Source organism: Staphylococcus debuckii, from assembly GCF_003718735.1.
Lineage (GTDB): Bacteria > Bacillota > Bacilli > Staphylococcales > Staphylococcaceae > Staphylococcus > Staphylococcus debuckii.
Genome location: NZ_CP033460.1, coordinates 2,663,503 through 2,677,519 on the forward strand (window position 1 = coordinate 2,663,503; position 14,017 = coordinate 2,677,519).

Sequence of the window (14,017 nt, forward strand, 5' to 3'; positions counted from 1 at the left end):
CTCCTGTTTTATAATCCCACACATCCAGGTGGTTCATTTTTAAAGTAAATAAAATTTAGTAAGCATACACTTACTATTTCTCATTTCAATAGAGCAACAACAGCTGCATCTACGTTGATACCTGCATATTTTCCTAAAGCTTTCTTACTTTCGAAAAAAGAAACAGGCATTTCGCTATGATTGATCTTACTTAATACGTCTGAAAGCAAATAGACTTCAACGTCTTGAGCAATAATCAATGATGTAACTTGGTTTTTATCGAGCGCTTTGAGCGTCTCTCTTAAACCAACAACACTATGGTGTTTGTTAAAGCGTGCAACTTTTTCATTAGACATTGACTATCCTCCAAAGTTCTGCTTGCATCAACCTTAACTATAATAACACTTATCATAGGGTTCGTCAACACTATTGTTATCATATTGCTCACTTTTCTTATCTTAACAAATTTGCACTGTAAGTCAAACGATTTTAGCGATAATTTATCAGAAAAGCCGATACAACTTTTCTGATGAGAGAAAAGCAGCATCGGCTTAATTTAAGATATTCATTATATTATTGTTGTGGTGTGTTAGATTCAGCAAGTTCTTCGATTGCTTCTTCTACCATTGGATCGACATGTTTGTCGTATTTAGCTTCGCTATAACGTCTCATGCCTGTACCAGCTGGAATTAATTTACCGATAATAACGTTTTCTTTAAGGCCGAGCAAGTCGTCACGTTTACCTTTGATTGCAGCATCTGTAAGAACACGAGTTGTTTCTTGGAATGATGCAGCAGATAAGAAGCTTTCTGTTTCAAGAGACGCTTTAGTAATACCAAGCAATACTGGTTTAGCAGTTGCTGGACGTTTGCGTTCTTTGAATGCTTCGCGGTTCGCATCAGTAAAGTTGTGGATGTCCACAAGTGAACCTGGTAATAATTTAGTATCGCCAGCTTCGATAATACGAACTTTACGTAACATTTGACGTACCATTACTTCAACGTGTTTATCGTCGATTTCAACACCTTGCATACGGTAAACTTTTTGAACTTCTTTAAGCAAGTAGCTTTCTGTAGCATTTAAACCAGCTACTGCTAAATAGTTCTTAGGCTCGATTGAACCTTCTGTCAAGACTTCACCACGTTCAACGTGTTGTCCTTTTTCAACTTTCAAGCGTGATGTACCTGAAGCAAGATAAGATCTTGTTTCGTTAGCACCTTTAATCACGATTTCTTGTTGACGGTCTTTCGCAAGTTTAATATCTTCTACTGTACCTTCAATGTCAGTAATAACTGCTTGACCTTTAGGGTTACGTGCTTCGAAGATCTCTTGAATACGTGGAAGACCTTGTGTGATATCGCTTCCGGCTACCCCACCTGTATGGAAGGTACGCATTGTAAGTTGTGTACCTGGTTCACCGATAGATTGTGCAGCGATTGTACCGACTGCTTCACCAACTTCAACTTTTTCACCAGTTGCAAGGTTTTTACCATAACATTTTTCACAAACACCATGACGTGTGTTACATGTAAATGCTGAACGGATATACATTTGCTCAATACCTGCATCTGTAATACGTTTTGCAATTTCTGGTGTAATCAATTGATCAGGTTCTACTAATACTTCATCTGTTTCAGGGTGACGAACTGTCTCTTTAGAATAACGTCCTTCAATACGTTCGATGAATGGTTCAATCATTTCTGTGCCTTCTTTGATATCAGAAACAAGTAAGCCGCGGTCAGTTCCGCAATCTTCTTCACGAACAATAACGTCTTGAGCAACGTCAACCAAACGACGTGTAAGGTAACCTGAATCGGCAGTTTTAAGTGCTGTATCGGCAAGACCTTTACGCGCACCGTGAGTAGAGATAAAGTACTCTAATACTGTTAAACCTTCACGGAATGAAGATGTGATAGGCATTTCGATAATTTTACCTGATGGTGCAGCCATTAAACCACGCATACCGGCTAACTGAGTAAAGTTAGATGCGTTACCACGGGCACCAGAGTCACTCATCATGAAGATTGGGTTAGTTTTCTCTAAGGATTTCATCAATCGACTTTGAATTTCATCCTTAGCATCTGTCCAAATTTCAATGACAGCATTGTAACGTTCATCTTCAGTGATTAAACCACGATTATATTGTTTTTGAACACGTTCAACTAATTTTTCATGCTCGTCTAAAATTTCTTGTTTATCTGGTAATACGATGATGTCAGATACACCAACAGTAATACCGGCTTTAGAAGAATATTTGAAACCTAAGTCTTTCATACGGTCAAGCATCATAGAAGTATCAGTAATGCTGAAACGATTGAAGACTTCGGCGATAATATTTCCTAAGAATTTTTTATTAAATGGTTCTACTAATTCTTGTTCAGCAAAGTACTCTTTCAAGCCGCCTTCACCAAGTTCAGTAGCACTTACGAAATATTTATCGGGAGTTTTATCTTCTAAGTTTGATTGTGTTGGTTCGTTAATATATGCAAATGAATCTGGAATGATTTCATTGAAAATAACTTTACCAACTGAAGTTGTAAGAATTTTATTGTTTTGTTCTGCAGTAAATGTTGGGTTGTTTAATGAACCTGCATGAAGTCCGATACGTGTGTGTAAGTGCACATAACCGTTTTGGTAGGCTTTTAAGACTTCATTTGTGTTATTAAAGATAGCTCCAGTATTCACTGCATCTTTACGTTCTAAAGTAAGGTAATAGTTACCTAATACCATATCTTGTGATGGTGTAACTACTGGTTTACCGTCTTTAGGGTTCAAGATGTTTTGAGCTGCAAGCATCAACATACGTGCTTCTGCTTGTGCTTCTTTAGATAAAGGTACGTGTACCGCCATTTGGTCACCATCGAAGTCAGCGTTATATGCTGTTGTTACCAATGGATGCAAACGAATGGCACGGCCTTCAACCAATGTAGGTTCGAAAGCTTGGATACCTAATCTGTGTAAAGTAGGCGCACGGTTTAATAGAACTGGGTGTTCTTTGATAACATCTTCTAAAACATCCCACACTTCATCTTCCATGCGTTCAATTTTACTTTTAGCATTTTTGATATTTGTCGCAATTTCGCGTTGAACTAATTCTTTCATAACGAAAGGTTTGAATAATTCTAACGCCATTTCTTTAGGCAGACCACATTGATACATTTTCAAGCTTGGTCCTACTGCGATAACTGAACGGCCTGAATAGTCAACACGTTTACCTAATAAGTTTTGACGGAAACGTCCTTGTTTACCTTTCAACATATGTGAAAGTGATTTTAATGGACGGTTACCTGGGCCTGTAACTGGACGACCGCGACGACCGTTATCGATTAAAGCATCAACTGCTTCTTGCAACATACGTTTTTCGTTTTGAACAATGATGCCAGGAGCACCTAAGTCTAATAAACGTTTCAAACGGTTGTTACGGTTGATAACACGACGATATAAGTCGTTCAAGTCACTTGTTGCAAAACGTCCGCCGTCTAATTGTACCATTGGACGAATTTCTGGAGGAATAATTGGAAGTACATCCAAAATCATCCATGAAGGATCGTTACCTGAGTTTCTGAATGATTCAACTACTTCTAAACGTTTGATTGCACGTGTCAATCTTTGGCCAGTAGCTGATTCTAATTCAGTACGCAATTCTTTCAATTCTTCATCTAAATCGATTTCTGCTAGTAAGTCTTTAATACCTTCAGCGCCCATTTTAGCAACGAATTGACCAGGATATTTATCATAGTATTCTCTGTATTCTGCTTCAGAAAGCAATGATTTTTTCTCTAAACCAGTTGGACCTGGGTCTACAACCACGTAAGAAGCAAAATAGATAACTTCTTCTAATGATCTAGGAGACATATCTAATAATAGTCCCATACGACTTGGAATACCTTTAAAGTACCAAATATGTGATACAGGAGCCGCTAGCTCAATATGGCCCATTCTTTCACGACGTACTTTAGATTTAGTTACTTCTACACCACAACGGTCACAAACCATGCCTTTATAACGCACGCGTTTATACTTACCGCAACTACATTCCCAATCTTTTGTAGGTCCGAAAATTCTTTCACAGAACAAACCATCTTTTTCAGGTTTTAAAGTACGATAGTTGATAGTTTCAGGTTTCTTAACCTCACCATACGACCAAGAACGAATCTTTTCAGGTGAAGCAAGGCCGATTTTCATATAATGGAAATTATTTACATCAATCAAGGAGCCTACCTCCTTCAATTTAGATTAGCTGTGCTATTTGATTGATAAATGATCAATAAAATGAAAAATATTCAAGGTGCATATAGACAATGTATGGATTTTCCAGTGACATTGCCTAATGCAGACCTTTAATATTTACATTATTTCAGTACGCTATTTGCTTATTGAACATTGCAAGAATTAGTCAGTAGTTTCCTTTTGTGATTCAGGAATTGAAGATTGTTGGATATTGACTTTATGTTCATTTACATCATCGTCGTCAACATCTGCCATTTCAATTTCTTTATCATCTTCATCCATGACTTTAACATCTAGACCTAAACTTTGTAATTCTTTCATCAATACACGGAATGATTCAGGAACACTTGGTTTAGAGATGTTTTCACCTTTAACGATCGCTTCGTAAGTTTTTACACGACCTACAGTATCATCAGATTTATAAGTTAGGATTTCTTGTAATGTGTATGCAGCACCATAAGCTTCAAGTGCCCATACCTCCATCTCACCGAAACGTTGTCCACCGAATTGAGCTTTACCACCCAATGGTTGTTGTGTAACAAGTGAGTAAGGACCAGTTGAACGTGCATGTAGTTTATCGTCAACCATATGTGCAAGTTTCAACATGTACATTACACCGACAGAGATACGGTTATCGAATGGTTCACCTGTACGTCCATCATATAATACAGTTTTACCATCTCTAGCCATACCAGCTTCTTCGATAGTAGACCATACATCATCATCGTTCGCACCATCAAATACTGGTGATGCAACATGGATACCTAAGTTTTTAGCAGCCATACCTAAGTGTAATTCAAGCACTTGTCCGATGTTCATACGTGATGGTACACCAAGTGGGTTTAACATGATATCAATTGGTGTTCCGTCTGGTAAATAAGGCATATCTTCTTCAGGAACGATTTTAGAGATAACCCCTTTGTTACCATGACGACCACACATTTTATCCCCTACGTGAATTTTACGTTTTTGAACGATATATACACGTACTAATTGGTTAACGCCTGGAGATAATGAATCATCGCCGTCTTCACGGTTGAACACTTTAACATCTAGAACGATACCGCCTGCACCATGAGGTACACGTAATGAAGTATCGCGGACTTCACGTGCTTTTTCACCAAAGATTGCGTGTAATAAACGTTCTTCGGCAGTTAATTCTGTTACACCTTTAGGCGTTACTTTACCTACTAAGATGTCACCGTCTTTAACTTCTGCACCTACGTAAACAATTCCGCGTTCGTCTAAGTTTTTAAGTGCACTTTCTGCAACGTTAGGAATGTCACGTGTGATTTCTTCAGGTCCTAGTTTAGTATCACGTGCTTCTGATTCGTATTCTTCAATATGAATTGAAGTATAGACATCGTCTTTTACAAGGCGTTCGCTCATGATAACCGCATCTTCATAGTTATAACCGTCCCAAGTCATAAATCCTACAACTACGTTACGGCCTAACGCCATTTCACCAAGTTCCATAGAAGGACCATCCGCTAAGATTTCGCCTTGGCTTACAATGTCGCCATCTTTAACGATAGGACGTTGGTTATAACAAGTACCTGAGTTAGAACGTTTAAATTTAGCTAATCTGTACGTATCTACTTCACCATCAAATTGTTGGCCGTCTTCTTCAATAATACGACGCACTTTAATTTGATTTGATTCAACATGTTCTACACGGCCAAAGTGTTTGTTGATAACAGCAGCACCTGAATCTCGTGCAGTAGCATGTTCCATACCTGTACCTACAAATGGAGATTCCGGATTCATCAATGGTACTGCTTGACGTTGCATGTTCGCACCCATTAATGCACGGTTAGAGTCATCGTTTTCTAAGAATGGGATACATGCTGTCGCAGCTGATACTACTTGTTTAGGAGAAACGTCCATGTAGTCCATTTTTTCTCGATCCATGATTGTGTTGTTACCACGGAAACGACAAACTACTTCTTCGCTAAGGAAGTGGCCTTCATCATCTAAACGAGAGTTTGCTTGAGCTACTACATAACTGTCTTCTTCGTCAGCAGTCAGATAGTCAATTTGATCAGTTACAGTATTAGTATCAAGGTCAACTTTACGATATGGTGTTTCGATGAAACCAAATTCGTTCACACGAGCATAACTAGATAATGAGTTGATCAAACCGATGTTCGGACCCTCTGGCGTTTCAATCGGACACATACGGCCATAGTGAGAATAGTGAACGTCACGTACTTCCATTTGAGCACGTTCACGAGTTAAACCACCAGGTCCTAATGCTGATAAACGACGTTTGTGTGTCAATTCAGCTAACGGGTTTGCTTGGTCCATGAATTGAGACAATTGAGAGCTTCCGAAGAACTCTTTAATTGAAGCAATTACTGGACGGATATTAATAAGTTGTTGCGGTGTAATAGAATCAGTGTCTTGAATAGACATTCTTTCACGTACCACACGTTCCATTCTTGATAAACCGATTCTGAATTGGTTTTGAAGCAATTCGCCTACTGAACGTAAACGACGGTTACCTAAATGGTCGATATCATCAGTTTGTCCGATACCATGCAATAAGTTGAAGAAGTATGACATAGAAGCAACAATATCTGCAGGTGTAATGCATTTAACCTCTGAATCAGGGAATGCGTTACCGATTACAGTTGTTGTACGTCCTTCTTCATCATTTGGTACGTAAACTTTGATTGATTGAATTTCTACTGGTTCATTAACAATACTGTCATCTAACTCATCTACTTCGATGTTAGCATTTGATTCTAGAACATCCATGATTTCGTCTAATTTACGACGATCTAGTACAGTACCTTCTTCAGCAACAATTTCACCAGTATCACTGTTCACAATCGGTTCAGCCAATTTTTGGTTGAACAAACGATGTTTTAAATGAAGTTTCTTGTTCATTTTGTAGCGGCCTACGCTCGCTAAATCATAACGTTTTGGATCGAAGAAACGAGAGTAGAGCAAGCTTTTTGCATTTTCTACTGTAGGTGGTTCGCCAGGGCGTAAACGTTCATAAATTTCTAATAATGCTTGTTCAGTATTTTCAGTACTATCTTTTTCAAGAGTATTACGTAAGTACTCGTTATCACCTAACAAATCAATGATTGATTGGTCAGTTGAATAACCAAGTGCACGAAGTAATACAGTCAACGGCAATTTTCTAGTTCTATCAATACGCACATAAACGATGTCTTTTGCATCTGTTTCGAATTCCAACCAAGCACCACGGTTAGGAATTACAGTCGCATCATAGTTTTCACGGCCGTTTTTATCTATTTTTTCATTGAAATATACGGATGGAGAACGAACTAATTGTGAAACGATAACACGTTCAGCACCATTAATTACGAAAGTACCAGTATCAGTCATTAATGGGAAGTCACCCATGAATACTTCTTGGTCTTTCACTTCTCCTGTTTCTTTGTTAATGAGACGCACTTTGACACGAAGAGGTGCAGCATAAGTTGCGTCACGGTTCTTAGATTCCTCTAAATCATATTTCGGTTCACCTAATCTGTAATCCACAAATTCTAAAGAAAGGTTGCCTGTGAAATCTTCAATCGGAGAAATATCTCTGAACATTTCAAGTAATCCTTCTTTTAAGAACCAATCATACGATTTCGTTTGAATTTCGATAAGGTTCGGTAATTCTAAAACCTCGGAAATTCTCGCGTAATTTCTACGTTTACGATGTCTTCCATATTGGACAAATTTACCTGCCAAACAGATTCACCCCTCAAAAATTGTTCGAATGCCTTTTACTATAAAAAATAATTTGAAATGCAACAAGACAAAAAGAAAACGGCAGCACACCTGATGACACCATTTTCTATTCTGCGTTATTAATGATTTACTTTGTTATTTTATACGTAAAAGTACACACTTCTTGAACATAAATTTTTACATTCTATAACTATATCAGAAATAAAAATAAATGTCAATGGTTAACGCTTGCTTTTTAAAATATAATACCCTTTATCTTTAGTTAGGGTTGTGACATTGCCAAAAACAGCTTCCATTTTCTTTTTGGCTGATGGCATGCCTTGTTTCTTTTGAATTACGACATAAAGTTCGCCATCTTTTTTTAATTTTGAATATGCATCTTCTAATATTCCATGTACAACTGATTTACCCGCTCTGATAGGAGGGTTTGTTACAATCATGTCTGCACTGTCATCTGAAATTTCAGCTAATCCATCACTTTCTTGTATCACCACATTATCAATATGGTTCTTTTCGCTATTTTCTTTAGCCAATTCCAAAGCACGATGATTAACATCCAAAAGTATTACTTTATGATGCGGAGATACTTTTGCAATCATCAATCCAATCGGCCCATAACCGCACCCTACATCTATAATTGTTTTACTTGGACCGGGAGGATGTTCTTTTAGAAATGTTCTTAATAATAAGTCGGATCCATAATCGATCTTCCCTTTGGAAAATACGCCTGAGTCAGTCATAAGGTTTAATTCATCCTGCTGATAACGATACTTAAAATTTTCTTTATGACTTGCTACTTCTGGATCTCTATCATAATAATGACTCATACTTACACCTCATTTATTTAACACTCTGCAGATGCATTTCTATCCACCTTTAGAATACACATTTATAGTCTATAAAGCTATGAAAAGGCAATAAGGTGAAGGGATAATTCTAACGTGCTTACATTAGAAAAACCCCGTTAACTCAATAACGGGGTTTTCATTTCTCAAAGAATTCAGGCTGTGAAAACCTTAATTTTCACGATATTAACAATGGTTATTAGCCTCGTTCTCTTTTCATTCAATTCAATTAGCGATTAGAATTATTTCAATTCTACTGAAGCGCCAACTTCTTCTAATTGTTCTTTAAGTTTTTCAGCTTCTTCTTTAGGTAAAGCTTCTTTGATTACTTTAGGAGCGTTGTCTACTAATTCTTTAGCATCTTTCAATCCTAAACCAGTTGCGTCTTTAACAGCTTTAACAACTTTGATTTTAGATGATCCAGCTGAAGTTAACTCAACGTCAAATTCAGTTTTTTCAGCAGCTTCGCCGCCGCCTGCTGCACCTGCTGCTGCTACTGGAGCTGCTGCAGTTACACCAAATTCTTCTTCAATTGCTTTTACTAAGTCATTTAATTCTAATACTGACATTTCTTTAATTGCTTCAATGATTTGTTCTTGATTAGCCATTATTATATTCCTCCGTTTTATAAAATATTTACGTTGCTGATTATTCAGCACTTTCTTCTTCTTTAGATTCTCCAACTGCTTTAACTGCATAAGCGAAATTGCGAACAGGAGCTTGTAATACAGAAAGTAACATAGATACAAGACCGTCGTGTGATGGTAAAGAACCAACAGTTTCAACTTCTTCAGCTGAAATAATGCTTCCGTCCATTACGCCTGTTTTAATTTCTAAAGCTTCGTGTTCTTTTGCAAATCCAGCGATAACTTTTGCAGGAGCAACTACGTCATCAGTAGTTGTTGCAATAGCTGTCGGACCTGTTAAGAATTCGTCAAGACCTTCAAGGCCAGCTTGTTCTGCAGCACGACGTAACATAGTGTTTTTGTATACTTTGTACTCAACACCAGCTTCACGTAATTGTTTACGTAATTCTGTTACTTCAGCTACTGTTAAACCACGGTAATTCACGATTACTGTTGAAACAGAATTTTTAAGTTGATCTGCAATTTGTTCAACTAATTGTTTTTTTGCTTCAATAATTCCAGACATTCAGACACCTCCATATTAATTTAGTTCGGTGCTTTTCATTTGGTTTACCCCAATAAAAAAAGCACTTTCACCCTACGGCAAAAAGTGCTTGAAAGTTTATCATAGATCACGTTCAAGTCAATTTTAGCCTCGGTAGGATATAGATTTTAAGTTATTTATTAACTCCTACTGTCTTAGGTAAAATAATCACATTAACCAATATAACGGTTTAGATGTGATATGTCAATATGTTTTAAAAAACTAGAGAAAATAATTTCAAGTAAGTGCAGATTCAAATCAATTCGTTCGGCACGTCACATCTTGTTATTTTCTCTAGTTCATTCATTTCAGTTATATATTATAGTTTGAAGTTAGAAGTATCTACTTTAACACCAGGACCCATTGTAGTTGTAACTGCAACAGATTTGAAGTAAGTACCTTTTGCAGAAGCTGGTTTAGCTTTAGCAATCACATCTTGAAGCGTATTGAAGTTTTCAATTAAGTCTTCAGTGCTGAATGATACTTTACCAATTGAAGCGTGGATGATACCAGCTTTTTCAGCGCGGTATTCAACTTTACCAGCTTTGATTTCTTCAACTGCTTTTTTAACATCCATAGTTACTGTACCTGTTTTAGGGTTAGGCATTAAACCTTTAGGTCCTAATACACGACCTAATTTACCAACTTCGCCCATCATATCTGGTGTAGCAACAACTACATCAAAGTCGAACCAGCCTTGTTGGATTTTAGTAGCGTATTCTGATTCACCTACGTAATCAGCGCCTGCAGCTTCTGCTTCAGAAGCTTTATCACCTTTTGCGAATACTAATACACGTTGAGTTTTACCAGTTCCGTGCGGTAATACTACTGCACCACGGATTTGCTGGTCGTTTTTACGAGTATCGATACCTAAACGGAATGCTACTTCAACAGTTGCATCAAAGTTAGCAACGCTTGTTTCTTTAGCTAAGCTGATTGCGTCTTCAACACTATAGTGTTCGTTGCGATCAACTTTGCTAGCAGCATCTAGATACTTTTTACCTTTTTTAGCCATTTATTATTTCCTCCTTTAGTGGTTTTAGCGGAATGTCCTCCCACATTACTTGCTACTGCAAGTTAAGAGCAGATGACGCTGTCAGCTGTTCGCAATATAAATATTGGATTCACTTTGAGTCATCTGCCGGTTTGTTTCAAGTTTCAAATTGTTATGTTTGTTCGTTTAAGAGATGCATTATAGAATAGCTCTCTTTGCTACGTTATTATTCTACAGTGATACCCATACTACGAGCAGTACCTTCGATAATACGCATAGCCGCTTCTTCATCAGCCGCATTTAAGTCAGGCATTTTTGTTTGAGCGATTTCACGTACTTGATCTTTAGTTACTGAAGCAACTTTGTTTTTGTTAGGTTCACCAGAACCTTTTTCAACGCCAGCTGCTTTTTTAAGTAGTACTGGAGCCGGTGGAGTTTTAGTAATGAATGTAAATGAACGGTCTTCATATACACTGATTTCTACCGGAATAATTAAACCTGCTTGTTCTTGTGTTCTTGCATTGAACTCTTTACAGAATCCCATGATGTTCACACCTGCTTGACCTAATGCTGGACCAACTGGTGGTGCTGGGTTCGCTTTACCTGCAGGAATTTGTAATTTAACTACTTTTTCTACTTTTTTAGCCACGATGTGCACCTCCTTGATATCGTGATGTGGTCACAGGGCTCAATTTTGCCCTCCCACTCTTAAAACATTTCGTGACGAAATGGCCTGCCCTTCGCGAGCACGACCACAGTATTATATCATTTAAAAAATGTAAAATCAACACTATTTTCATTTTTAGTGTTTTATGCTGTTCAATTTAAATCTTAAAGTTTCTCGATTTGATCAAATTCTACTTCAACTGGAGTTTCTCTACCGAACATATCTACTAATACAGTCAATTTGAATTTATCTGCTTCGATTTCTTGCACTTCACCGACTTGGTTAGCAAATGGGCCTGATTTGATACGTACTTGTTCACCGACTTCAACTTCTACATCGATTGTTTTCTCTTTCATTCCCATTTGTTTCAAGATAAAGCGGACTTCATCCGGAAGCAGCGGATTAGGTTTAGAACCAGCACCAGCCGATCCAACAAATCCAGTTACACCTGGTGTATTTCGAACGACATACCATGATTCATCTGTCATTACTAATTCCACTAAAACGTAACCTGGAAATGTTTTTTTCGTCAATTTCTTCGCTTTACCGTCTTTGACTTGTGTTTCTTCTTCTTCTGGTATGACAACTCTAAAAATTTGTTCTGTCATATTCATCGATTCCACACGTTTTTCTAAATTCTTTTTAACTTTATTTTCGTAGCCAGAGTAAGTATGCACGGCATACCAACGCTTTGCTCCAACTTCCTCAGACATGTATGTTGTCACTCCTCATATTAACTAATTAATTTTATCAATTCACCGATTCCCAAATCTAAGGCATAGAAGAAGAGTAAGAAGAATACTACTGTTACGATAACAATAGTTGTATATTTCAACAATTCTTCTTTAGTCGGCCAACTTGTCTTCTCCATTTCAGAAATAACGCCTTTAAAGAAACTATCTTTAGGTGCTTTTTTCTTATCTTCAGCCATTGTCGTACCTCCAATTAGTCATTAAATTCATCGTGGCGCAAGGCAACTACTTCGATTCCTTGTGTATCGTATGTGCATTACAAGTTTTGCAATACTTCTTCAATACTAATCTCTCTGCAAGGTCGCTGTTCTTTGGAACGGTATAATTTCTATTTCCGCATACTTCACAATTGAGCGGGACTTTCTTCATAATACCTTCACCTTACCTATATTAAATACTCACTTACTATACATAAGAAACCCTTACAATGTCAAACGACTAATCAATTGTAAGTTGTGCCTATATGTAAAATAAGTATGGTATTTCATTCATATTGTTTGTATTCTTTGCGCAATTTTGTTTTACAGCGATAAAGAGCATTATATACTGCTTTTTCCGTAATCCCTATCGCATATGCTGTTTTTTGCGGAGAATAGTCATCCAATATATATTGTACTACTTCTTGTTCTAGTTTACTTAATTTCTTGCAATAAGAATCCAACTTTTCCCTTGCTTCTTCTATAATTAATCTTTCCTCAATGCTTTGTTCTGAAACAGCGGTCTCATATCGACTTCGCGCTTCTTCTATCAAACATTGGTGCTGTTTATTCAATCTGGTTTGTTTTCGGTAGTAATCAAACTTTGAAGTTTTAATTAAACGATTTAGAAAATGGTCAAAGGGTGTACTGGTTGATAGTTGATATTTATCTATATTTCTGCAAATTCTAAGAGAGATATCTTGGAGTAAGTCATCACAATCTGAAAATGCGATACTTTTATTTTGAATACGTTGACGGATCAAGGGCTGTAATAGGATAAGCAACTGGTTAACCGCTTCTTTGTCTTCTGCTTGAGCGCGTAAAATTAACGAGGTGATTTTCGTGGTGATTTCACTGGGATGCTGAGGCATGGCATTGTTCCTTTCACAGAAAGTGAAATTAGCATACCTGAATTCATCTTCGTTAATCAACTTGCAAAATTTTATTTTTCTTGGTTGCCGCGCCGTATTTTTTCAAATTCTGTGAGCACCTCATCTGACAGAGGAATGCGAGTTCTCGGCTTGTTATTGTCAAAGGATTTCATTGATGTATTAACGCTCGCTTCGTTCAACTTGATATTTTGCCACATTTCCCGCGAAGGGATACGATAAGCACCTGTTCCAAAAATAGCATGCTGTTCACTCAAATCACTCGTTACTACAGCGATATGTGTCGTATGCTTATCGTACAAATCATACACAAGTCGTTCTATATAGCTATCTGCTGTTTCATTTTCTTTTGTAAAAATAGTTTTAATCCCATGATAGTAACTCACGCTTTCATTGCCCTCTTGTTCGTAGGCATCAAACACACAAATAATTTCACCTGCTACTGCAGCATTATAATTACCTATCGATAACAACAACTTTTCTCTAGCTTCTTCTAAACTATCTTTAGCTAAATTTGTCAGATAGCTGCTTTGACCTATCATGTTATAACCATCAATAATTAAATAACGATCCTTCATG

General features: G+C 37.3%; 13 protein-coding genes and 1 other annotated feature. All 13 genes read right to left on the bottom strand.

Annotated features, from left to right (window positions below; all coding sequences use genetic code 11):
- Window positions 1–80: 80 nt before the first annotated feature.
- Entirely contained in the window at window positions 81–335 is a 255-nt protein-coding gene (locus CNQ82_RS12960; RefSeq protein ID WP_123145597.1) for a ribosomal L7Ae/L30e/S12e/Gadd45 family protein, read from the bottom strand.
- Window positions 336–552: 217 nt separating this feature from the next.
- The gene (rpoC, locus tag CNQ82_RS12965; protein ID WP_240624954.1) at window positions 553–4,164 is read right to left on the bottom strand and encodes a DNA-directed RNA polymerase subunit beta'; all 3,612 of its coding nucleotides are present in this window, start codon (window positions 4,162–4,164) and stop codon (window positions 553–555) included.
- Window positions 4,165–4,371: 207 nt separating this feature from the next.
- On the bottom strand, window positions 4,372–7,923 hold the full coding sequence (rpoB, locus tag CNQ82_RS12970; protein WP_123145599.1) for a DNA-directed RNA polymerase subunit beta: 3,552 nt from the start codon (window positions 7,921–7,923) through the stop codon (window positions 4,372–4,374).
- Between the two features lie 221 nt (window positions 7,924–8,144).
- Window positions 8,145–8,750, bottom strand: coding sequence for a class I SAM-dependent methyltransferase (locus CNQ82_RS12975; protein ID WP_123145600.1), 606 nt, complete (start codon window positions 8,748–8,750; stop codon window positions 8,145–8,147).
- Window positions 8,751–9,010: 260 nt separating this feature from the next.
- Window positions 9,011–9,376 carry a 50S ribosomal protein L7/L12 gene (gene rplL, locus CNQ82_RS12980; RefSeq protein WP_012664224.1) on the bottom strand — a complete coding sequence of 122 codons (366 nt, stop codon included), beginning with the start codon at window positions 9,374–9,376 and terminating at the stop codon, window positions 9,011–9,013.
- Window positions 9,377–9,416: 40 nt separating this feature from the next.
- Window positions 9,417–9,920 carry a 50S ribosomal protein L10 gene (gene rplJ, locus CNQ82_RS12985; protein WP_095106871.1) on the bottom strand — a complete coding sequence of 168 codons (504 nt, stop codon included), beginning with the start codon at window positions 9,918–9,920 and terminating at the stop codon, window positions 9,417–9,419.
- Window positions 9,921–9,966: 46 nt separating this feature from the next.
- Window positions 9,967–10,116: a sequence feature (ribosomal protein L10 leader region), on the bottom strand.
- Between the two features lie 141 nt (window positions 10,117–10,257).
- On the bottom strand, window positions 10,258–10,953 hold the full coding sequence (gene rplA / locus CNQ82_RS12995) for a 50S ribosomal protein L1 (RefSeq protein WP_123145601.1): 696 nt from the start codon (window positions 10,951–10,953) through the stop codon (window positions 10,258–10,260).
- Window positions 10,954–11,158: 205 nt separating this feature from the next.
- Window positions 11,159–11,581, bottom strand: a complete 423-nt coding sequence (rplK, locus tag CNQ82_RS13000; RefSeq protein WP_095106875.1) for a 50S ribosomal protein L11 — start codon at window positions 11,579–11,581, stop codon at window positions 11,159–11,161.
- 182 nt (window positions 11,582–11,763) lie between these two features.
- Complete coding sequence (gene nusG, locus CNQ82_RS13005; protein ID WP_012664220.1) at window positions 11,764–12,312, bottom strand: transcription termination/antitermination protein NusG; 549 nt, start codon at window positions 12,310–12,312, stop codon at window positions 11,764–11,766.
- A gap of 20 nt (window positions 12,313–12,332) precedes the next feature.
- A complete protein-coding gene (gene secE, locus CNQ82_RS13010; protein ID WP_123143538.1) occupies window positions 12,333–12,530 on the bottom strand; it encodes a preprotein translocase subunit SecE in 198 nt (65 codons plus the stop codon).
- 46 nt (window positions 12,531–12,576) lie between these two features.
- A complete protein-coding gene (rpmG, locus tag CNQ82_RS13015) occupies window positions 12,577–12,720 on the bottom strand; it encodes a 50S ribosomal protein L33 (RefSeq protein ID WP_095106879.1) in 144 nt (47 codons plus the stop codon).
- Window positions 12,721–12,835: 115 nt separating this feature from the next.
- Entirely contained in the window at window positions 12,836–13,480 is a 645-nt protein-coding gene (locus CNQ82_RS13020) for an RNA polymerase sigma factor (RefSeq protein WP_240624893.1), read from the bottom strand.
- Between the two features lie 11 nt (window positions 13,481–13,491).
- Window positions 13,492–14,016: an NYN domain-containing protein gene (locus tag CNQ82_RS13025; protein WP_123143539.1), complete on the bottom strand. Its 525-nt coding sequence runs from the start codon at window positions 14,014–14,016 to the stop codon at window positions 13,492–13,494.
- Window position 14,017: the final 1 nt, after the last annotated feature.